We start from the raw sequence: 19,296 nt of genomic DNA on the forward strand, positions 1-19,296 counted from the left end.
GAAGAGCCGCGCGGCTTGCGCCGTCTCGCCTGCCGGAACGTTCGATCCACATCCCTTGAATTAATTGAACGTTCATTTTATTATCACGCTTCTCGATGAGGTGACCATGGCGCGCACGACCGGTTCGGACGGGGAAAAGACCGAAGCTGCGGTCCGCGAGGCGGCGGTCAGCCTGATCGCGCGTCTTGGCTACGAGGCGATGTCGATGCGCCAGCTGGCCGCCGAGGTCGGCGTGCAGGCGGCGGCGCTCTACCGCTATTTCCCGACCAAGGAAGACCTCTTGTTCACGCTGTTGCGCGAGCACATGGTAGGGCTGATCGAGGCGTGGGAGGCGGCGCGCCCGGCCGCGGCCGATCCGGCGACGCGGCTCGCCGCCTATGTCAAAAACCACATCGCCTTCCACATCGAACGCCGCCATTCCACCCATGTCTCGAACATGGAATTGCGCAGCCTTTCGCATGATCGCCTGACGCAGATCCTGCGCCTGCGCACGACCTATGAAAAGGAGCTGCGCGCCATTCTGCGCGACGGCGCAGAGGCCGGCGACTTCAGCGTCGAAGACACAGGTCTGACTGCCATGGCGCTGATCCAGATGATGACCGGGGTCATCGTCTGGTTCCGGCCGGGCGAGCGGCTATCGATCTCGGAGGTAACCGCCACATATCTTTCAATGACGATGCGCCTGGTTGGAGCAAAGGCCCACGGCGCGACAAAGACCTACAGCGTCGCAGCCCCTTCCGGCGAGCAAAGGACGTTGTAGCATTTTGGTTTTGCGCATGATCCACCGCGAAGATCGAATTCGATTTTCGGGGTCATGCGCCGGGAGGAACGGCATGTACACGCACACACTTAACTTCGGGCTTGACGAAGAAATCGAGGCGTTGCGCGACCTGGTGCGGCGCTTCGCCCAGGACAAGATCGCGCCGATCGCCGCCGAGATCGACCGTTCGAACGAATTTCCGGCGCATCTGTGGGCCGAGCTCGGTGGGCTCGGGCTGCTCGGCATCACCGCCGATCCGGATTTCGGCGGCACCGGCATGGGCTATCTCGCTCATGTTGTCGCTATGGAAGAGATTTCCCGCGCCTCGGCCTCGGTCGGCCTCTCCTACGGCGCCCATTCCAACCTCTGCGTCAACCAGATCAATCGCTGGGCGACGCCGGCGCAGAAGGAGAAACATCTGCCCGCTCTATGCACCGGCGAAAAGGTCGGCGCGCTGGCAATGTCGGAATCCGGCGCCGGCTCCGACGTCGTATCGCTCAAACTGCGCGCCGAAAAGCGCAACGACCGCTACGTTCTCAACGGCACCAAGATGTGGATCACCAACGGCCCGGACGCCGAAACACTGGTCGTCTACGCCAAGACCGATCCGGAGCTCCATTCGCGCGGCATCACCGCGTTTATCGTCGAAAAATCGATGGCCGGGTTTTCCGTCGCGCAAAAGCTCGACAAGCTCGGCATGCGCGGCTCGAACACCGGCGAACTTGTGTTTGAGAATGTCGAAGTGCCGTTCGGCAACGTGCTTCACGAGGAAGGGCGTGGTGTCGAGGTGCTAATGTCGGGCCTCGATTACGAGCGCACGGTGCTCGCCGGCGGCCCGCTCGGGTTGATGACGGCGTGCCTCGATGTGGCGATCCCCTATGTGCATGAGCGCAAGCAGTTCGGTCAGCCGATCGGCGAGTTCCAGCTGGTGCAGGGCAAACTCGCCGACATGTATACGACGATGAATGCCGCGCGCGCCTATGTCTATGCCGTCGCCGCCGCCTGCGACCGCGGCCAGACGAGCCGCAAGGACGCCGCCGCTTGCGTGCTGTTCGCTGCCGAGAAGGCGACGCAGATGGCGCTCGACGCCATTCAGCTGCTGGGCGGCAACGGCTACATCAATGACTATCCGACCGGCCGGCTTCTGCGCGACGCCAAGCTCTATGAGATCGGCGCCGGCACCAGCGAAATCCGTCGCTGGCTGATCGGGCGCGAAATCATGGCGGAGGGGGTATAAGATGGCTACGCTCCAGTCCCAGATCTCGCCAGCATCCGACACGTTCCGCGCCAATGCCGAGCGCATGCGGGCGTTGGTCGCCGACATTGCGGAAAAGGCGGCAACCGTCGAGCGTGGCGGTTCGGAGGAAGCGCGGGAACGGCACCAGAGCCGCGGCAAGCTTTTGCCGCGCGAACGCCTGGCCCAACTGCTCGACACCGGCTCGCCCTTCCTCGAAATCGGCCAGTTCGCGGCGTGGTCGATGTATGGCGAAGACATCTCATCGGCCGGCATCATCGCCGGCATCGGCCGCGTCGAAGGCACCGAAGTCATGGTCGTCGTGAACGACGCCACGGTGAAGGGCGGCACCTATTATCCGCTGACCGTAAAGAAGCATCTGCGCGCACAGGAAATCGCGCTGCAGAACAAATTGCCTTGCGTCTATCTGGTCGACAGCGGCGGCGCCAATCTGCCAAACCAGGACGAGGTGTTTCCCGACCGCGACGATTTCGGCCGCATCTTCTACAACCAGGCCAACATGTCGGCTTCAGGCATACCGCAGATCGCCTGCGTCATGGGCTCGTGCACGGCGGGCGGCGCTTATGTGCCAGCGATGTCGGACGAGACAATCATGGTGCGCAACCAGGCGACCATCTTCCTCGGCGGTCCGCCGCTGGTGAAGGCCGCTACCGGCGAGGATGTCAGCGCGGAGGAATTGGGCGGCGCCGATGTGCACACGCGGCTTTCCGGCGTTGCCGACCATTATGCGCTGGACGACGAGCACGCGCTGGCGATCGCCCGCCGCATCGTCAAGAACCTGAATCGAAAGAAGGAGATCGGGCTGGCACTTCGCGATCCGATTCCGCCGCTTCATGCAGCCGATGATCTCTACGGCATTGTGCCGACCGATCTGCGCCAGCCCTATGATGTGCGTGAAGTGATCGCGCGCATCGTCGACGGCTCCGAGTTCGACGAGTTCAAGCAGAATTACGGCACCACGCTGGTCACCGGCTTTGCCCATCTCAACGGCATGCCGGTCGGCATCATCGCCAACAACGGCGTGCTGTTCTCCGAAAGCGCCCTCAAGGGCGCGCATTTCATCGAGCTGTGCTGCCAGCGCAAGATCCCGCTGATCTTCCTGCAAAACATCACCGGTTTCATGGTGGGGCGAAAGTACGAGGCCGGCGGCATCGCCAAGGACGGCGCCAAGCTGGTGATGGCCGTCGCCACGGCGCGCGTGCCGAAGGTGACCATCATCATCGGCGGCTCGTTCGGCGCCGGCAATTACGGCATGTGCGGACGCGCCTATTCGCCTCGCTTCCTGTGGATGTGGCCGAATGCCCGCATTTCGGTAATGGGCGGCGAGCAGGCGGCCACCGTGCTGGCCGTCGTCAAGCGCGAGGGGATCGAGCGCAAAGGCGGAGAATGGAGCGCAGAGGAAGAGGCAAAATTCAAGAGACCGATCCTGATGAAATACGAGCATGAAGGCCACCCGCTCTATTCCTCCGCCCGGCTCTGGGACGACGGCATCATCGACCCGGCCAAGACGCGCGAGGTGCTGGCGCTCAGCCTATCGGCGGCGCTGAACGCCGGGATCGAGGATACACGGTTCGGCGTGTTCAGGATGTGAGATGAGCGAAATCGACCACAGAATTCGCGTTCATACCGGCGACATCACCAAGCTGGCGGTCGATGCCATCGTCAATGCCGCCAACACCTCGCTCTTAGGCGGCGGAGGCGTCGACGGCGCCATTCACCGGACGGCCGGGCCTGAACTTCTGACTGAATGCCGGATGCTAAATGGCTGCAAGGTCGGCGACGCAAAACTCACCAAGGGCTACAGGCTGCCGGCACGCTACATCATCCACACGGTCGGCCCGGTCTGGCAAGGCGGCGACAAGGGCGAAGCCGAGCTGCTCGCCTCCTGCTACCGCCGGTCGCTCGAAATCGCCGCCGCCAAGGATTGCCGGACGGTGGCATTTCCGGCGATCTCGACCGGTGTATACCGATATCCAAAGGACCAGGCGACGCAGATCGCCGTTGGCACGGTGAGCGCCTTCATCGGCCACAACGCGCTTCCGGAAACCGTCACCTTCTGCTGCTTCGACCAGCAGACGGCAGAACTGTACCGGCAAACCGTTGCTGCCCTGGCGAAGGGTGATCTGCACCGATGAAAAGTACGATCCACATTATTCAGACTCATTTACAACCAGGGTACTGGTCACGCGGAAAAATTGCGGCTATTGCTCTTTGCAAATACCAATGGGGATTGGGCGAAGATGAGACTGCGACTTTTTCAGAAAACAACTGTATCTATACTTGCGGGGTTGCTTATATTAGCGGCGCCAGCCGTTGGCACAGCGGAATCGCTGGCGGGAAGCAAAGGCGACCGCCGTTTCGCAGTCCATTTTCCGCCAGGTTCGACGGGAGACTGCCCGAAGGCCTACAAAGCCTATGTTGCAGCCAGCGGGCATTCCGCTTATGCGACGAGCTTTTATTCGCGCGTGGTCGACCTCTATATCATCTGTGGCTCGAGACTCAATGCGCCGTCCCAGAAGGCTGCGGAAGAGATGGCGCTGCGCAACTGTCAGTCCGGCTTGACGAGGTGGAAGGTCAAGACCGCCAGCGGCGGCTGCGCGATCGCGGCGTCGAAGTAGGCGCTGCTTCCGCAAGGACAGGCTGGCGGGACAGCACCCCCCTCTGTCCTGCCGGACATCTCCCCCTCAAGAGGGGAGATCGGCTGTCGCTACTGCTTCCGCCAAACTGCGACGTTGAAAGTTCGACTGGAGGGCGAAGCTGCCAATCTGCCCCCTTGAGGAGGAGATGTCCGGCAGGACAGAGGGGGGTGTTCAAGCGCCCTGCCCCCCGCGGGGTTGGAACCTTACTCGCGGAGGTCCCATGTTCGCCAGGATCCTGATTGCCAATCGCGGTGAGATCGCCTGCCGGGTCATCCGCACGGCGCGCAAGATGGGCGTGCGCACGGTCGCGGTCTATTCGGATGCCGATGCGAAATCTTTGCATGTCGCGATGGCCGACGAAGCTGTGCATATCGGCGCCTCGCCTGTCGGCGAAAGCTATCTGCGCGGCGACAAGATTGTCGCGGCGGCTTTGGCCGCCGGCGCGGAAGCCATCCATCCGGGCTACGGTTTTCTGTCGGAAAACCCTGATTTCGTCGACCAGGTGACGGCGGCGGGGCTCGTCTTCATCGGCCCGTCGGCGGCCTCGATCCGCGCCATGGGACTGAAGGACGCGGCCAAGCGGCTGATGGAGAAGGCCGGCGTGCCTGTTGTGCCGGGTTATCACGGCGAGGCGCAGGAGATCGTGCTGCTCGCCTCCAAGGCACGCGAGATCGGCTATCCCGTGCTGATCAAGGCGCGCGCCGGTGGCGGTGGCAAGGGCATGCGGCGCGTCGAACATCCCGACGACTTTTCCGAAGCGTTGTCGGGTGCGCGGCGCGAGGCCAAGGCCGCTTTCGGCGACGACCGCGTGCTGGTCGAGAAATATATCGACAAGCCGCGCCACATCGAGGTTCAGGTATTCGGCGATAGCTTCGGCAATGTCGTGCATCTCTACGAGCGCGACTGCTCGGCGCAGCGCCGCCACCAGAAGGTGATCGAGGAAGCCCCTGCCCCCGGCATGACGCCGGCATTGCGCAAGGCGATGACGGAGGCGGCGGTGAAGGCCGCCAAGGCGATCAACTATTCCGGCGCCGGCACGATTGAGTTTATCGTCGATGCCTCGCAAGGGCTGAAGGCCGACCGCTTCTGGTTCATGGAAATGAACACCCGCCTGCAGGTCGAGCACCCCGTCACCGAAATGGTCACAGGCATCGACCTGGTCGAATGGCAGTTGCGGGTAGCGTCCGGCGAGAAGCTGCCGAAGATGCAGAGCGAGATCACGTTCTCCGGCCATGCCTTCGAAGCGCGCATCTATGCCGAGGACGCGGCAAAGGGTTTTTTGCCGGCGACGGGCACGCTGCATCACCTGAAATTTCCGGATTCCGCGCCCGAGGGCGCCAGCATGCGGATCGAGACCGGCGTGCGGGCCGGCGATGCCATCTCGCCCTTCTACGATCCAATGATCGCCAAGCTGATCGTGCACGGCAAGAGCAGGCAGGCGGCACTCGAAGCGCTGGGCATAGCCCTTTCGCAGACCGAGATCGCCGGCTCGACTGTCAACACCGCCTTTCTCGCTGCTCTTGCCGCTGATGCGGACTTTTCGGCAGGCGATGTCGATACCGGCCTGATCGATAGGCATCAGCAAGCGCTGACCGCAGTCCCGCCGCCGAGCAGCGAGATCGTCGCCGCAGCCGCATTTGCGGCGTCCGGCGCCGTGACTCAGGCGCCGTCCAACGATCCGTGGTCGTCGCTTGCCGGTTATTCGCATTTCCACACTGTTCCGCGGCGCACGCGGCTACGATACGGCAATGATGAGATCGTCGCGCTCTTGTCGGTGCGGCCGGACAAGCGCTTCCAAGTGGCACTGGACGCACCTTATGACAGCGCCAGTCCGCTCGATCTTCGCGCCGACCCTCGCCTCGCCCGCTGGCCGGGCCATGTCACTGTCTTTTCGGGCGCCATCGGCTACAGCTTCGCGGTGCCGGACCCGCTGGCGAGGGGCGACGAAATCGCCGCCGGCTCTGACAGCCTGCGCGCGCCGATGCCGGGCCTGGTCAAGCTGGTGCGCGCGGCAAGAGGCGAGGCCGTCATCAAGGGTCAGCCGCTGTTGATCCTGGAAGCGATGAAGATGGAGCACACGATTTCCGCCACTCATGACGGGACCATCGCCGAGATCGCAGCGGAAGGCGCACAAGTCACCGACGGGACCGTGCTGGTGCGTTTTGCCGAGGAAGCCCACGTCTGACCGCTGTTCCTTCATCCACGAGGCGACGTGGAAGACACGCGCCACAAACGCGTGCCCAAAATGAAATGGCCGGGTCTGCCCCGGCCATCTCCGATTGTCGCCAGGCGCTAAAGCGCGTCTCATGCGACGCGCTTTAGTTCTTGTTTTATGGATGTCGTTATCGCAAAACCGCTGCGCACTTTTGCGCGACATGCATTAGCCATTACGGCTGGATCGGCGCGTATTTGCCGTCGTGCCACTGGTTGATGTCGTAGCTGACGTTCTTGAGGTCGCCCTTTTCATCGAAAGTGACAGGGCCGACGACGGTGCTGATCGGCTCGCCATTCTTCAGCGCTTCGGCAACCTTGGCCGGGTCGTCGCTGCCGGCGCGCTTGATACCCTCGGCAAAGGCCTGGATCACGGCATAGGAGAACAGCGTGAAGCCCTCGGGCACGAAGCCGCCCGCCTTGATCTTTTCGATGGCTTCCTTCGCTTCGGGCTTCGCCTGCGGATCCGACGGGAAGACAAACATGGTGCCTTCGCCGGCCGGACCGGCGACCTGCCAGAATTCCGGCGTGGCGATCGAGTCCGGCATGATCAGCTGATACTTCAGGTTCTGTTCCGCCGACTGGCGCAGGATGAGGCCGGCTTCGGGGTGGTAGCCGCCGAAATAGACCACATCCGCCTTCAGGTCCTTGAGCTTGGTGACAAGCGCCGCGTAGTCTTTTTCACCGGCGTTGATGCCCTCGTAAAGGATCTCTTTGAGACCGTTCTGGTTCATCGTTGCCTTGACGGCGTCGGCGACGCCCTGCCCATAGGCGCTTTTGTCGTGCATGATGACGACGTTCTTGCCGGCATATTTCTTGGCGATCCATGGACCGATGAAAGCGCCCTGCGCATCATCGCGCGTATAAAGGCGCATGATCGTCGGCCAGCCGGCTTTCGCGGCCGCGTCGGTCAGCTCTGGATTCGACGAAGCCGGACTCATCATCAACGTCCCGGCTTCGGCGTAGACGGCCGACGCCGGAATGCTCGAGCCCGAGCAGGCATGCCCATCGACGAACTTGACACCGTTGGCAACGATGCGGTTGGCGACCGAAACCGCCTGTTTCGGATCGCACTGGTCATCCTGTACGTCGAGCTTGATCTGGCGGCCTTCGACACCTCCAGCCGCGTTGATCGCGTCGGCGGCGGCTTGCGCGCCCTGCTTGAACTGGTCGCCGATGGTGGCAAGCTGTCCGGTCATTGGTCCGACCACCGAAAAGGTGATGTCTTCGGCGAACGCAACCGGCGCGCTCATCATCAGGCCGATTATGGCCGCGCTCAAAATACCCAACTTTTTCATGGTGACACAACTCCTCCACTCTCGCGCGGCCGCTCCGGCCGCGCCTCTTCCAGAGTGGCCGGGAGAATCTCACCCTTCGCCAAGCCTGTCTAGGCGCATCGGCGGCACTCAATTGGGCCTGCAGCCTTTCTGTTTGACCATGATCTTTTCAAAAAAACCGGTTTCCACTTTTTGGGATCATGGTCAGAAAACGCAAAAGCCGCGCCTGCCTTGTTCCGGCCGGTCGCGGCTTTGTCGATCGAACAATCCCGAACGCTCACGCGCCCGAAAACCGCTCGCCTTCCCTGTCCGTCGCGCAGCCTGGCCCTATCCGGCCTGCCGCGTTCTTGTCATTGTTGGTACGACCGTCTTGCGCGGCCTTGTTCTTGCCGGCCCGGCCGTCTTGCGCGGCCTCGACCTGAAGCGTCCCTGTCGGTATCTCAGTGCCTGATGAACTCAGGGCCAACTTAGTGCATTGTCATCCATTCGCGGGCTTCGCGCAGAGCCCTGGCGATCTCGACCTTCGACATGGCGGCCGACAATTCCGAGCGCAGTTCCGCAGCGCGGACCGAACCCTTGATCGCAGCAATATTGAACCATTTGTGGGCGGCGACGACATCGGTCTCGCAATCGCGGCCAGTCGCATACATCATGCCCAGTTCGAAAAGAATGTCGGCCTGGGCAGTTGCCCCCATGGCGCCGAAGCCGGCTTCAGGCATTTCAAAACGTGCCATTTCAATCCCCTGTTCTAGCCCCTGTCAGGCTCCCGAGAGCTGCCTCGTTCTGTCCCTTGGTATCTGTTGATAAACCTTGGGGGTGGCCGCTCTTTCGATGTTTTCGAGAATGAACCGGAGGCTTGAATCCGTCGTTAAGTGGCGTGCTTAATTTGAGGAAAACAAAGCTAAAACAAGAGGTAAACGCGAGAATTCGTTAAGGATGCGAAGCCAGCAATTTCGCCGGTTTGCACTAAATTTGACGAAAATTTGCGAGGCGAAGATCAAGACTCCGCTAACCACAGGAGACAAAGACGGAGTTGCGAACGTTTCATTTCTCACCGATGAGACCGCTTCGGGCGGCCAGAAAATCCTGAAGTCTTCCGCAGCGGCACCGCTTTTGTTTTGCCGGGACGTGAATTAGCTTACGTTTGCGTAAAAGGCAGACCGGCGGGCGGAACATCCGGCCGGATTTCCACAGGGAGGACAAACATGTTTCGCAAAATCAGCATGGCCTTGGCGGCCACATTGATCATGGCCGGCACGGCTTGGGCCGATCCGATCGAGGGCAACTGGAAAACGCAGGCCGGCGCGACCGCCGCCATAGCCGGCGGCGGCGGGACATTCTCCATCACCCTTAAATCAGGCAAATTTTCCGGCAAGCGCATTGGTTCGTTCAAGGTGTCCGGCGCCAACAAATATACCGGGACCATAACCGACCCGGAGACCGACAAGACCTATTCGGGCAAGGCCTCGGTTTCAGGCGCTTCGCTCAAGATGAGCGGCTGCGTGCTCGGCGGGCTGATCTGCAGGAGCCAGACCTGGCACAAGCTCTGATCGTTTTGACTGCCACAAAATGAAAACGGGGCCGCGAAGGCCCCGTTTTTGTTTGCGCCGTCTGTTTGAGACACCGGATCGATCGGGCGGGCCGCGCCTTCTGCGCCCTAGCTAACAGCAATTTTTGTGCATCCTTCGTCCCTGTCACCAAGATTTGGGGGGCAGCAAGACTGCGGGCCGGACCCCGGTGGCGGCGGGCACTCAACACTCCGTCGATAAATTTGAACCGCAGATGAACGCCGGCATCAGAACCGGTTCAGTTGCATCAGGGCATTCTCATGCGTGTTGAAGGAGACCACGCAATGTTCGCCCGCCGCTTCACCATCGTCTGCCTGCTGATGGGCCTGTTCGGCATGTTGTTCGCCATCCTGGTTGCCGAGGCCGGCCGCCCGGCCCGCTCCTGGGACCAGGCCAATTCCTGCCGGTTCGGTTGCCCGAGCCACCTTCGCCATTGAAGCCGGCAAAAACCTTAGAGAGAGGCAACATACCATGAACCGCATCGTCGCCAACGCCCTCAAGGCCCTTCGGCTTGTGCCGCGGGCGACGCTCATCCTGACGGTTCTTGCAGCGCCGGTTCTGGCCGTGCCCACGATGCGCGCCGATGCCGGCTCGACGATCGAAGCGCCGGCGTTGAAGAAGAACGGCGTCGGCTTTGTGCTGTTGGTCAGCCTGCGGCGCGGCTAGGTCGATCGGCCTTCATTGAATCCATTCGATAATGAAAAACGACCCTTTGGCCCCTCCCAACCGTATGGCCAAGCCTCTATATTGGGTCATGGAAAAGCGAATCTATCCCCAAGCCATAGACTCAGTCGTGATGCCGGAGCCGTTTGGCCGGCAGATCTTCAATGATGCCGGAAAGGCCGTCGCGGCCCTGCAGGCCCTCTACGACCGCAACACCAAATTCCTGCGCGATTCGTTTACGGCGCTCGCCGCAGGCGGCGACAACAACAAGCGCTACCGGGCCTTTTACCCCGAGGTCGGCGTCACCACGACTTCGTTCACCCAGATCGACTCGCGGCAGGCTTACGGCCATATGCCGACGCCTGGGCATTTCTCGACCACCATAACCCAGCCCGCCCTTTTCGAACGCTATCTCATCGAACAGCTTCGCCTGATCATGCGCAATCACGGCGTTCCGGTCACGGTTTCGGAATCGACGACGCCCATCCCGCTGCATTTCGCGTTCCTGGAAGGCTCCCATGTCGACGGCGCGGCAGCCGAGCGCATCAGGCGGCCGATCCGTGACCTGTTCGACGTGCCGGATCTCGACGGCACCGACGACCAGATCGCCAACGGCACGTTCGAAGTGGCTTTAGGCGAAGCCAGGCCGTTGGCGGCGTTCACGGCGCAACGCATCGACTACTCGCTGCACCGAATGTCGCACTATACGGCGACCAGTCCCCAGCATTTCCAGAATTTCGTGCTGTTCACCAACTACCAGTTCTACATCGACGAATTCGTCGCCCGTGCGCACGAGCTGATGGCGAAAGGCGGCGGCGGATACGTCGAATTCGTTGAGCCGGGAAATGTCGTCACCAAGGCTGGACAAAGCGCGCCTTGCCATGGCGTGGCGCCGCCGCGCCTGCCGCAGATGCCGGCCTATCATCTGAAGAAGCCGAACCATGGCGGCATCACGATGGTCAATATCGGCGTCGGCCCCTCCAACGCCAAGACGATCACCGACCACATTGCGGTGCTCAGGCCGCATGCCTGGGTGATGCTCGGCCATTGCGCCGGGCTGCGCAACACCCAGGCACTGGGCGACTATGTGCTGGCGCATGCCTATGTGCGGGAAGACCATGTTCTGGACGATGATCTTCCGGTCTGGGTGCCGATCCCGCCGCTGGCCGAAATCCAGGTGGCGCTGCAGGAGGCGGTCGCCGAAGTCACCGGTCTTTCCGGCTACGACCTCAAGCGTATCATGCGCACCGGCACCGTCGCCACCATCGACAACCGCAACTGGGAGTTGCGCGACCAGCGCGGGCCGGTGCAGCGGCTGTCGCAGTCACGGGCGATTGCGCTCGACATGGAATCGGCGACGATCGCGGCCAATGGCTTCCGTTTCCGCGTGCCCTATGGCACACTGCTTTGCGTGTCCGACAAGCCCCTGCATGGCGAATTGAAGCTGCCCGGCATGGCGACCGAGTTCTACAAGCGCCAGGTGGCACAGCATTTGACCATCGGCATCAGGGCGATGGAAAAGCTGGCCGAGATGCCGATGGAACGGTTGCACTCGCGCAAGCTCAGAAGCTTTTCGGAAACGGCATTCCAGTAGCACAGATCGATCGACCGGAGCACGGCCGGAGCTTGGTAAGAGCGCAGCAGGGCATTTCGCCATCTTGATTGGGCCGCATTTCTACCGATAAGCAAAGTAGATGGCACGCGTTCGAAACATGATGACATCGGCGGCATTCGTCGCAATGCTCGGCTGCTCGGTCGCGCTGGTGGCTGGGTTTTTCGGAACGCTGCATCCGGCCTTCGATTCCTTCGCTCATTTCCGCGTTCATCTTGCCGTGCTGATGGCGCTTTGCGCGCTGCCCTTGCTTGTGACCTCGTTTCGCCTGCAGGCCGCCGCAGCGCTGCTCTTTGCGGGGGCTGCCTTTGCCAGCACGTCGAACCTCCTGCCAGTGCCCCGCCTGTGGCCAGTCCAGGCAGCCTTCGAAGCCCACCCCGGCGACCAGCCCGGTTACCCCGGCGACCAGTCGGTCTATCCCGGTGACAAGGCGGTCTATCGCCTGCTGCAGATGAACCTGCGGTTCAACAACCCAACGCCTGAAAAGGTACTGTCGCTGATCGGCCGGACCCAGCCTGATGTGATTACCCTCGACGAGGTATCCGACATGTGGAAGGCAAAGCTTGGACTGCTGTCCAGCGCCTACCCCTACCGGATCCTCTGCCCTTACCCAAATGGCGTGTTCGGCGTTGCGCTGCTGTCCAGACGGCCGTTTGCCGCCGGCACACAACCACGCTGCGACAGGCGCGGCGCGATTGCCATCGCGACAGTCGATTTTGGCGGAACCGACGTCGACGTCGCAGCCGTGCACCTCACCTGGCCATGGCCGTACAACCAATCACGGCAGATCGGCGGATTGTCGGAAGAGTTCGCATCCCTTGGCGAGACATCGATCATGGCAGGCGACTGCAATGCAGTGCCGTGGAGCGCCGCCGTCCGGCGCGTCGCAGATCTTGGCAAGCTGACCGTGGCGCCTTCGCCGGGGCCGACTTGGCTCTCCATCAAGCTGCCGGATTTCCTGCGCTTCGCCGGATTGCCGATCGACCAGGTTTTCAGCAAGGGCGCGGTTCTTATCCATTCGGTGTCGAGGCTGGAAGGCACCGGCTCCGACCATCTTCCGCTGATGGTGGAATTCTCGCTCAGGCCGGAACAGAAAAAGCCGGTCGATGAAGATGAAACTGCGACCGCATCCGTGACATAGCACGGCAAGACTCGAGGCTGAGCGCCTACTGCTTGCGCAACAGGGCACCGATGAGGCGTTCGACATGGCCGCCGCGGCGATGCTCGCGCGCGTCGAAGGCGTTCTGTTTCGCCTCGTATTCGGCATAGACGGCCTTGATCCGGCGCCTCGCCTCGCGGTGCGTCTTGCTGCAAACCCAGTTGTCGGCGAACTCCAGTCCCGTGATCGATCTTTCGGTCGCCCGCATCATTGTCCTGGCGATGCGGCCATGGTTATGCTCGTGAGCACGAACGCCGGCGAAGAACCGCTTCCAGCGCTTCTGAAGCGCCGGTGTCGCGGCTGAGACCATGCGGGGTAAGGTGTAGGTGAGATCGAGTGTCCCATTGGCCTGCCGCAGTCGACAGACGCCACCCTCCCTGCTGATCTCAAGGTCCCAACTTACGGTATAGGCGGTTAGCGCGATGGCGTGCGTCATAAAGCCGTGCCGCTTCGGGCCGTTGCGGTCCATGGCCTCGATCAGGGCGGCGCCCGTGGTTCCTGATATGTCGTACGTCCGGGTCTTGACCAGCACCTTCGTGTCAGCCGATGCCGACGGTGCGAAGCCGCACAAGCCACCAATCGCCACAAGGCACGTCAAAACCGCCAGGCGCATGGACATCTCCCCGGTCAGAAGGGAAAGGAACCACAAGCGCCGCGCCGCTTCAACTTTTTTTAGACACCGCAAATATAATAGGCCTTTACCGGCTTTCATTTGGTCGACGTCGAGATGGCCGGCGGGGCCGTTCTGGCAGGCTACATGTTCTGGTAGACTGGTCCCTCACCACCTTGTGGCGGCACCCAGGTTATGTTTCGGTTCGGATCCTTGATGTCGCAGGTCTTGCAGTGGACGCAGTTCTGCGCGTTGATGACGAAGCGCACGTCCTTCGCCTCGGGATCGGCGGCGGCGTTGCCATCCTTGTCGACCCATTCGTAGACGCCGGCCGGGCAGTAGCGTGTCGAGGGCCCGGCATAGACATCGTGTTCGGAACGCTGCTGCAGGTCCATATCCGCGACCAGCAGGTGGACAGGCTCGTTTTCCTCGTGGTTGGTGTTTGAGAGAAACACCGAGGACAGGCGGTCGAAGGTGAGCACGCCATCCGGCTTCGGATAGGCGATCTTCTTATGCTTAGCGGCCGGTTCCAGCGTCGCATAGTCGGCCTTGCCGTGCTTCAGCGTGCCGAAAGGCGAGAAGCCGAACAGCGAATTCAGCCACATGTCGAGGCCGCCAATACCGACGCCGACGACGGTGCCGAAGCGCGACCACAATGGCTTGACGTTGCGCACCTTCTTCAAATCCTTGCCGATATCGGTCGCCCGCCATGCCGCCTCGTAAGTAGCCAGTTCGTCATTGGCACGGCCGGCGCCGATCGCCTCGGCGATATGCTCGGCCGCCAGCATTCCGGAGAGCACGGCATTGTGCGAACCCTTGATGCGCGGCACGTTGACGAAGCCGGCAGCACACCCAATCAGCGCGCCACCGGGGAAGGACAGTTTCGGCACCGACTGCCAGCCGCCCTCGGTGATGGCACGGGCGCCATAACCCAGCCGCTTGCCGCCCTCGAATGTGCCCTTGATCGCCGGGTGGGTCTTGAAGCGCTGGAATTCATCGAAAGGCGACAGATAGGGGTTCTTGTAATTGAGGTGGACGACGAAGCCGACCGCCACCTGGTTGTCTTCCAAATGGTAGAGGAAGGAGCCGCCGCCGGTCTTCGTGTCGAGCGGCCAGCCGAAGGAATGCTGGACAAGGCCTGGCCGGTGGTGCTCCGGCTTGATCTGCCAGAGCTCCTTGAGGCCGATGCCGTATTTGCCGGGCTCGCGGCCGTCGGAAAGATGGTATTTGGCGATCAGTTGCTTGGCCAGCGAGCCGCGCGCGCCCTCGCCGATCAGCACATATTTGCCCATCAGCGCCATGCCCGGCGCGAAGCCCGGGCCATGCGTGCCGTCTTTCTCGACGCCCATATCGCCGGTAACAACGCCGGTGACCGCGCCCTCGTCGCTGTAAATGAGGCCCACCGCGGCAAAGCCCGGGTAGATCTCGACGCCCAGCGCCTCGGCCTTGGTCGCCAGCCAGCGGCAGACATTGCCGAGCGAAACGATGTAGTTGCCGTGGTTGTTCATCAGCGGCGGCATCAGGATGTTGGGCAGACGGAACGAACCGGCAGGGCCGAGGACCAGGAAATGGTCTGCCGTAACCGGCGTCTTGAACGGATGTCCCTCTTCGTCACGCCAGCCCGGCAGCAGCCGGTCGATGCCGATCGGGTCGACTACGGCGCCAGACAGGATGTGGGCGCCGACTTCGCCGCCCTTTTCCAGGACGACGACGGAAAGCTCGGGATTGACCTGCTTGAGACGGATCGCCGCGGCGAGGCCGGCCGGACCAGCGCCGACGATGACCACGTCGAATTCCATGCTTTCGCGTTCGATCTCGCTCATCAACCCCTCACTGGCTGCCGCATTTGCGCATCTTGCTGGCTTATCCGCTGCATAGCGCATCAATTCGCGACGCGAAACCGGCGCTGACGTGACAATGCCGATTTCGTCAAAAAGTCGCGCATCGTACTACAAAATCACGGTTTGCGGTCCACCGGAACATCGATCCGGGCCAGGCCCCATTTCAAGGAGAGCCGGCGCCCTGACGTTTTTAATTGTTCGACGGCTTGCTTATCGGCCATACTTCGCACCATGCGCATATACGGGCCAATTGGCTTTTCATCGACGCGCTTTTTTTCCGCGCCCGGACGGATTTGCCGGGCGCTCGTTTTGGCCCTTTTGCCGCTGACGCCCGTTGGCGCCCATGCCGAGCCGCAGAGGGTCTGGGCGGCCGGAGCCTACTCCTTTTCCGACGAGCTGGGCGGCTTCCGCATCACCAGCGCCTCGGGCATCGGGACAAAGGAGGACCCGCTTGTCATCACCGAAGAGCTGAACTCGGCAACACCGGTGACACTGACTATCCGCACGACGAAGCCGATCCACCCCTTCGGCACCGCGGGCCAATTTGCGAACGGCCTCATGTATATGCGCATCGACGTGCTCAATAACAGCGGCCAGGCCTGGGTCGAGTTCCAGTTCGAGCTCCAGGAGGTGCTCCACCGGCCGAGCGTGTTCGGCGACGGCCTGTCATTCGACCAGCGCAACAAGACACCTGACAACATCTGGTCGAGCAGCTTTGCCGATTTCGATCGCGACTTCGAACCCTATGATCGGCTGCTGTTCAAGAGTGGCAAGATCGACCCGCTGACGACAGCAAAATTCGATTACCTGATCACCGACTACACACCGCGCTGGACGTTCTATTTGGTGCAGGATCCGCGTATACCGTCGAGCTAAGGGTCCTGTTTATGTCGTTCCCAAAACCGCTATGCACCCTCGGGTCAGGCCCGAGGGCATGCTTTCGGGCGACATGCATTACTTGCAAATTCTTGCTGCGCGGCCGAATGTGAAAGCATGACTGCCGTTTCCCGAGACAACCGACCTGCTATCGCCGACCTGCTGGCCTTTTACGCCAGCGCCGGCGTCGATGAAGCGCTCGAAGAGGAGCCGCTGAATAGGTTTGCCGAGGCTGCGTCAAAGTCGCCTGAGCCGGCGCCAGCGACAGTTACGCCGACAACTGGTGAAAACGCCGCACTGTCACGCTCGACAAGCCTGTCACGCGCCGGAATGGGCGAAAGGCAAGCTGCGGCACCGGCGGTGCGCGCCCCGTCCGGTACGGCGACGGTGCCCGATGAGCAACAAGCGGCATTGGCGCGGCAATTGGCCACGACGGCGACGAGCCTGGACGAGCTTCGCCAGCACATGGCGGCATTCGACGGCTGCAATCTCAAATTCACCGCCAAGAACCTGGTGTTCGCCGACGGCAATCCGAATGCCGCGGTGATGCTGGTCGGCGAGGCGCCCGGCCGCGACGAGGACCTCGAGGGATTGCCGTTCGTCGGCCGCTCGGGCCGGCTGCTCGACCAAATGCTGGCCGCGATCGGACTCGACCGGACCTCGGCCTACATTTCCAATGTCATTCCCTGGCGACCGCCGGGCAACCGCACGCCGACACCGCACGAGACCGAGATTTGCCGGCCATTCATCGAACGGCAGATCGAGCTGGTCAAGCCGAAGGTGCTGGTCAACCTGGGCGGCCCCTCGGCAAAGACCTTGCTCAACACCACCGAGGGCATCCTGCGGCTGCGCGGCAATTGGCGCGTCCACACGACCGCCTCCGGTATTGCCATTCCCGCCATGCCGACCCTTCACCCGGCCTATCTCTTGCGAACCCCCGCTCACAAGAAGCTGGCGTGGCGGGATTTCCTCGAGGTGAAAGCGAAGCTGCGAGCGCTCGGTTGACGACCAGCGTTTCCTCGCCCCGCAAAGAGGGGAGAGGAAGCGCTATAACCTGCCCGGTAATTGAAATACATCCGCTGCCGGCCTAGTCATGCGCTCATGACAGCAACCCAGACTTCCGCCGGCAGCCTTATTCGCGAATGGCGCACGCGCCGGCGAATGAGCCAACTCGATCTCGCCATGGAAGCCGAAATCTCGCAGCGGCATCTGAGCTTCGTGGAAAGCGGCCGCGCGGCGCCCTCGCGCGACATGGTGCTGCATCTGGCCGAGCAGCTGTCGATCCCGCTGAGGCAGCGCAACCAGCTCCTGCTGGCCGCGGGCTTTGCCCCTAGCTTCAGCGAGCGTTCGCTCACCGATGCCTCGCTGGCGCCGGCGATGGCAGCCGTCGAGATCGTGCTCAAGGGGCACGAACCCTTCCCAGCGCTCGCTGTCGACCGGCACTGGAACCTGGTATCGGCAAACGCCACCATCGGCCCGTTCCTCGCCGACGTCGCCGAGGCGTCCTTGCTGACGCCCCCGGTCAATGTGCTGCGGCTCAGTCTGCACCCCGGTGGCGTCGCGCCGCGCATCGTCAACCTCGCCGAATGGCGCGCGCATCTTCTCGATCGGCTGAAACGCCAGAACGACGCTACTGGCGATCCGGTTCTGGTCGAACTGGAGCGCGAGCTTCGGACCTATCCGTCCGGCCTGAACGGCGCACGGCCGGTGCCGGTCGAGCCGAACGCGATCGTGCACCCGCTGCGGCTCGCGCATGGCGATGCCGTGCTGTCGTTCATCAGCACCATCACAGTGTTCGGCACGCCGCTTGACGTGACGCTGTCGGAACTGGCGATCGAATCCTTTTTCCCCGCCGACGAACAAACGCGGACGGTGCTGGTGCGATTGGCGAAAGACCGGGCGGAGCTGCCCTGATCATCCTTGCGGCGGGGTCGCCTGGCGGGTGCGGGCACGTTCGAGGCCAAGCTGTCGCTCGCGCCAGATGATGAAGATGCCAGCGGCAACGACGATCAGGCCGCCGATGAGCATATGAACCGTCGGGACGTCGCCGAAAGCGAGATAGCCGACGACTATGCCAAGCAGCATCGACGTGTATTCGAAGGGCGCCACGACCGAGGCCTCGGCATGGCGATAGGCTGCCGTCATCAGAATCTGAGCGACCCCGCCGCAAAAGCCTGCAGCAATGAGCAGGCCCGCCTGGACCGGGGTCAGCGCCTGCCAGCCGAACGGCAGCGACAGCAACGCCAGGACGCTCGCCGTCACCGAAAACCACAGCACGATGGTTGCCGTAGGCTCGCTCTGGACGAGATTGCGCACCAGCAGCATGGCGACAGCCGAGATCGCTGCCGCGACCAGGGCGGCGATGACACCGAGCACCTCCTGATCGCCGAGTGCTGCGCCCGAACCCAGCAGCGTCAGTTCCGGCCATGAGATGACCAGCACCCCGACCAGTCCAACCGCAACCGCGCTCCAGCGATAGACGCGGATCGCTTCGCCGAGGAAGATCGAACTGAACACCACCACCAGCAGCGGCTGTGCGTAGTTCAGCGTGATCGCTTCCGGCAGCGGCAGCCGTATCAGCGCGAAGAAGCCAAGCCCCATGGCGCAGACGCCTACAACGCCGCGCGCAATGTGGTTGAGCGGGCGCTTGGTCGAAAACGCGGTGCCAAGCTTTCCCTGGAAGGCCAGGAAGACGACGATCGGAAAGATGGCGAAAAAGGAGCGGAAGAAGACGATCTGGCCGGCCGGCACCGTGCCTGCCGCCTTGATGCAGGACGACATGGCGACAAAGACCGCCACCGACACGATCTTGAGCATGATCCCGG

At 62.3% G+C, this 19,296-nt stretch carries 19 protein-coding genes; 14 read left to right on the forward strand and 5 right to left on the reverse strand.

All coding sequences use genetic code 11. The features are described 5' to 3' along the window. The first annotated feature begins 106 nt into the window (after positions 1-106). From ACWTU7_RS00675 to ACWTU7_RS00700, 6 genes are all read left to right on the forward strand, one after another. Positions 107-760: a TetR/AcrR family transcriptional regulator gene (locus ACWTU7_RS00675; RefSeq protein WP_455837328.1), complete on the forward strand. Its 654-nt coding sequence runs from the start codon at positions 107-109 to the stop codon at positions 758-760. A gap of 73 nt (positions 761-833) precedes the next feature. Next, positions 834-1,997, forward strand: a complete 1,164-nt coding sequence (locus ACWTU7_RS00680; RefSeq protein ID WP_455837329.1) for an isovaleryl-CoA dehydrogenase — start codon at positions 834-836, stop codon at positions 1,995-1,997. A 1-nt stretch (position 1,998) separates the two neighbouring features. Then, on the forward strand, positions 1,999-3,606 hold the full coding sequence (locus tag ACWTU7_RS00685) for a carboxyl transferase domain-containing protein (RefSeq protein ID WP_455837330.1): 1,608 nt from the start codon (positions 1,999-2,001) through the stop codon (positions 3,604-3,606). A 1-nt stretch (position 3,607) separates the two neighbouring features. Then, on the forward strand, positions 3,608-4,150 hold the full coding sequence (locus ACWTU7_RS00690; RefSeq protein WP_127211893.1) for an O-acetyl-ADP-ribose deacetylase: 543 nt from the start codon (positions 3,608-3,610) through the stop codon (positions 4,148-4,150). 105 nt (positions 4,151-4,255) lie between these two features. Then, positions 4,256-4,633, forward strand: coding sequence for a hypothetical protein (locus ACWTU7_RS00695; protein ID WP_455837628.1), 378 nt, complete (start codon positions 4,256-4,258; stop codon positions 4,631-4,633). A gap of 241 nt (positions 4,634-4,874) precedes the next feature. After that, positions 4,875-6,839, forward strand: coding sequence for an acetyl/propionyl/methylcrotonyl-CoA carboxylase subunit alpha (locus ACWTU7_RS00700; protein WP_455837331.1), 1,965 nt, complete (start codon positions 4,875-4,877; stop codon positions 6,837-6,839). A gap of 202 nt (positions 6,840-7,041) precedes the next feature. On the opposite strand, the gene ACWTU7_RS00705 is transcribed toward ACWTU7_RS00700, so the two are convergent. Further along, on the reverse strand, positions 7,042-8,163 hold the full coding sequence (locus tag ACWTU7_RS00705) for a branched-chain amino acid ABC transporter substrate-binding protein (protein ID WP_095519661.1): 1,122 nt from the start codon (positions 8,161-8,163) through the stop codon (positions 7,042-7,044). Positions 8,164-8,609: 446 nt separating this feature from the next. Next, a complete protein-coding gene (locus ACWTU7_RS00710) occupies positions 8,610-8,876 on the reverse strand; it encodes an SEL1-like repeat protein (RefSeq protein WP_027152750.1) in 267 nt (88 codons plus the stop codon). A gap of 471 nt (positions 8,877-9,347) precedes the next feature. Between ACWTU7_RS00710 and ACWTU7_RS00715 the strand changes: the two genes are divergently transcribed. The 5 genes from ACWTU7_RS00715 (at position 9,348) to ACWTU7_RS00735 (ending at position 13,126) form a co-directional block, all read left to right on the forward strand. Then, positions 9,348-9,692: a DUF2147 domain-containing protein gene (locus ACWTU7_RS00715; RefSeq protein ID WP_455837332.1), complete on the forward strand. Its 345-nt coding sequence runs from the start codon at positions 9,348-9,350 to the stop codon at positions 9,690-9,692. Between the two features lie 302 nt (positions 9,693-9,994). Then, on the forward strand, positions 9,995-10,147 hold the full coding sequence (locus tag ACWTU7_RS00720) for a hypothetical protein (RefSeq protein WP_165778487.1): 153 nt from the start codon (positions 9,995-9,997) through the stop codon (positions 10,145-10,147). 34 nt (positions 10,148-10,181) lie between these two features. Beyond that, positions 10,182-10,376: a hypothetical protein gene (locus tag ACWTU7_RS00725; protein WP_065010445.1), complete on the forward strand. Its 195-nt coding sequence runs from the start codon at positions 10,182-10,184 to the stop codon at positions 10,374-10,376. 130 nt (positions 10,377-10,506) lie between these two features. Beyond that, positions 10,507-11,967: an AMP nucleosidase gene (locus ACWTU7_RS00730; RefSeq protein WP_240992499.1), complete on the forward strand. Its 1,461-nt coding sequence runs from the start codon at positions 10,507-10,509 to the stop codon at positions 11,965-11,967. A 100-nt stretch (positions 11,968-12,067) separates the two neighbouring features. Further along, positions 12,068-13,126, forward strand: coding sequence for an endonuclease/exonuclease/phosphatase family protein (locus ACWTU7_RS00735; RefSeq protein ID WP_455837333.1), 1,059 nt, complete (start codon positions 12,068-12,070; stop codon positions 13,124-13,126). A 25-nt stretch (positions 13,127-13,151) separates the two neighbouring features. Here ACWTU7_RS00735 and ACWTU7_RS00740 read toward each other — a convergent pair whose 3' ends face one another. Next, positions 13,152-13,757, reverse strand: a complete 606-nt coding sequence (locus ACWTU7_RS00740) for a DUF922 domain-containing protein (protein WP_455837334.1) — start codon at positions 13,755-13,757, stop codon at positions 13,152-13,154. 140 nt (positions 13,758-13,897) lie between these two features. Beyond that, positions 13,898-15,577, reverse strand: a complete 1,680-nt coding sequence (locus tag ACWTU7_RS00745) for an electron transfer flavoprotein-ubiquinone oxidoreductase (protein ID WP_455837335.1) — start codon at positions 15,575-15,577, stop codon at positions 13,898-13,900. Between the two features lie 249 nt (positions 15,578-15,826). On the opposite strand from ACWTU7_RS00745, the gene ACWTU7_RS00750 reads away from it, so the two are divergent. The 3 genes from ACWTU7_RS00750 (at position 15,827) to ACWTU7_RS00760 (ending at position 18,385) form a co-directional block, all read left to right on the forward strand. Next, on the forward strand, positions 15,827-16,471 hold the full coding sequence (locus ACWTU7_RS00750; protein WP_029354563.1) for a hypothetical protein: 645 nt from the start codon (positions 15,827-15,829) through the stop codon (positions 16,469-16,471). A gap of 117 nt (positions 16,472-16,588) precedes the next feature. After that, on the forward strand, positions 16,589-17,476 hold the full coding sequence (locus ACWTU7_RS00755) for a uracil-DNA glycosylase family protein (RefSeq protein WP_455837336.1): 888 nt from the start codon (positions 16,589-16,591) through the stop codon (positions 17,474-17,476). Between the two features lie 96 nt (positions 17,477-17,572). Next, the gene (locus ACWTU7_RS00760; protein ID WP_455837337.1) at positions 17,573-18,385 is read left to right on the forward strand and encodes a helix-turn-helix domain-containing protein; all 813 of its coding nucleotides are present in this window, start codon (positions 17,573-17,575) and stop codon (positions 18,383-18,385) included. Here the strand turns inward: ACWTU7_RS00760 and ACWTU7_RS00765 are convergent, their stop codons facing one another. Further along, positions 18,386-19,288: a DMT family transporter gene (locus ACWTU7_RS00765; RefSeq protein ID WP_095519922.1), complete on the reverse strand. Its 903-nt coding sequence runs from the start codon at positions 19,286-19,288 to the stop codon at positions 18,386-18,388. Positions 19,289-19,296: the final 8 nt, after the last annotated feature.

This window comes from Mesorhizobium sp. BHscii (assembly GCF_053848065.1).

Excerpts from the sequence above, each read along its gene's own strand:
- ACWTU7_RS00675 (WP_455837328.1), top strand. The coding sequence starts at position 107 with ATGGCGCGCACGACCGGTTCGGACGGGGAAAAGACCGAAGCTGCGGTC.
- ACWTU7_RS00680 (WP_455837329.1), top strand. The coding sequence starts at position 834 with ATGTACACGCACACACTTAACTTCGGGCTTGACGAAGAAATCGAGGCG.
- ACWTU7_RS00685 (WP_455837330.1), top strand. The coding sequence starts at position 1,999 with ATGGCTACGCTCCAGTCCCAGATCTCGCCAGCATCCGACACGTTCCGC.
- ACWTU7_RS00690 (WP_127211893.1), top strand. The coding sequence starts at position 3,608 with ATGAGCGAAATCGACCACAGAATTCGCGTTCATACCGGCGACATCACC.
- ACWTU7_RS00695 (WP_455837628.1), top strand. The coding sequence starts at position 4,256 with ATGAGACTGCGACTTTTTCAGAAAACAACTGTATCTATACTTGCGGGG.
- ACWTU7_RS00700 (WP_455837331.1), top strand. The coding sequence starts at position 4,875 with ATGTTCGCCAGGATCCTGATTGCCAATCGCGGTGAGATCGCCTGCCGG.
- ACWTU7_RS00705 (WP_095519661.1), bottom strand. The coding sequence starts at position 8,163 with ATGAAAAAGTTGGGTATTTTGAGCGCGGCCATAATCGGCCTGATGATG.
- ACWTU7_RS00710 (WP_027152750.1), bottom strand. The coding sequence starts at position 8,876 with ATGGCACGTTTTGAAATGCCTGAAGCCGGCTTCGGCGCCATGGGGGCA.
- ACWTU7_RS00715 (WP_455837332.1), top strand. The coding sequence starts at position 9,348 with ATGTTTCGCAAAATCAGCATGGCCTTGGCGGCCACATTGATCATGGCC.
- ACWTU7_RS00720 (WP_165778487.1), top strand. The coding sequence starts at position 9,995 with ATGTTCGCCCGCCGCTTCACCATCGTCTGCCTGCTGATGGGCCTGTTC.
- ACWTU7_RS00725 (WP_065010445.1), top strand. The coding sequence starts at position 10,182 with ATGAACCGCATCGTCGCCAACGCCCTCAAGGCCCTTCGGCTTGTGCCG.
- ACWTU7_RS00730 (WP_240992499.1), top strand. The coding sequence starts at position 10,507 with ATGCCGGAGCCGTTTGGCCGGCAGATCTTCAATGATGCCGGAAAGGCC.
- ACWTU7_RS00735 (WP_455837333.1), top strand. The coding sequence starts at position 12,068 with ATGGCACGCGTTCGAAACATGATGACATCGGCGGCATTCGTCGCAATG.
- ACWTU7_RS00740 (WP_455837334.1), bottom strand. The coding sequence starts at position 13,757 with ATGCGCCTGGCGGTTTTGACGTGCCTTGTGGCGATTGGTGGCTTGTGC.
- ACWTU7_RS00745 (WP_455837335.1), bottom strand. The coding sequence starts at position 15,577 with ATGAGCGAGATCGAACGCGAAAGCATGGAATTCGACGTGGTCATCGTC.
- ACWTU7_RS00750 (WP_029354563.1), top strand. The coding sequence starts at position 15,827 with ATGCGCATATACGGGCCAATTGGCTTTTCATCGACGCGCTTTTTTTCC.
- ACWTU7_RS00755 (WP_455837336.1), top strand. The coding sequence starts at position 16,589 with ATGACTGCCGTTTCCCGAGACAACCGACCTGCTATCGCCGACCTGCTG.
- ACWTU7_RS00760 (WP_455837337.1), top strand. The coding sequence starts at position 17,573 with ATGACAGCAACCCAGACTTCCGCCGGCAGCCTTATTCGCGAATGGCGC.
- ACWTU7_RS00765 (WP_095519922.1), bottom strand. The coding sequence starts at position 19,288 with ATGCTCAAGATCGTGTCGGTGGCGGTCTTTGTCGCCATGTCGTCCTGC.